Raw genomic sequence first — 785 nt, forward strand, 5'->3', positions numbered from 1 at the left:
GCTGGCAGCGAGGAAGCGCGCACCGAAATCCTTGAACGCTGCGGTGGGCCCGTGGAACAGTTCCAGCACATGATCATTGGGCGTAGCCAAGGCCTGCAGCGGCGCGGGGAAATCAAAGGCCTCGGCGCAGATCGCCGGCAGTTCTGGTGCCAAAGCATCGCCCGCGAAGAACGGCTGCAGCAGTTCGGCCGCACTGGCCGCCAGCGTGGCACCGGGTTGCAGGCTGCGCGCTGCAGGCATCTGCTGGGGCACGTACAGGCCACCGTCCGGTGCCAGCCCGGCAGCAATGGCTTGGCTCAAGGTGACGGCGGGGGAAGCGTTGCGGGTGGAGATGAAGTTCATTCGAAAATCCGCGAAATGGTTGAAGTGCTGCATGCGACGCAAGCGTGATGATGAGCCCCGCTCTCAGTCCGGCCCAGGCTCATAGCAGGCGCGCGCCGGGGCTGTTGACCGGACTCACCCAGCTTTGACTGTCGAACCCTGCAGCAGCAAATGCCGCCTGCACCTTGGGGGCGGCCGCAAGCGCGGTGTCGCGGCCCTCAAACCAGGCAAATACGCTGGGACCGGCACCGGAGATGCTGGCGCCCATCGCACCGGCTGCCAGCGCTGCTGCTTTGGCGGCATCAAAACCGATGATCAGAGGCGCACGCCGTGGTTCGATCAGCACGTCGGCCAGACCAGCCCGCACCAAGCTGGCGTCACCGGCATGGCAACCGGCCAGCACCAGCGCCAGGTTGCTGCTTTGCGCGACGAATTCCTTCAATGCATAGCTTCCCTGCAAGGCG

At 65.4% G+C, this 785-nt stretch carries 1 protein-coding gene and 1 pseudogene; both read right to left on the minus strand.

Annotated features, from left to right (window positions below):
• Positions 1–342 (minus strand): annotated as a pseudogene (locus tag ABB27_RS18725) (threonine synthase); the annotation flags it as partial.
• Between the two features lie 79 nt (positions 343–421).
• The coding region (locus tag ABB27_RS18730) for a homoserine kinase (protein WP_484600302.1) at positions 422–785 on the minus strand (364 nt) is incomplete at its 5' end.

Origin of the sequence: Stenotrophomonas terrae, assembly GCF_001431465.1 — a bacterium.
In the GTDB taxonomy this organism is placed as follows: Bacteria; Pseudomonadota; Gammaproteobacteria; order Xanthomonadales; family Xanthomonadaceae; genus Stenotrophomonas; species Stenotrophomonas terrae.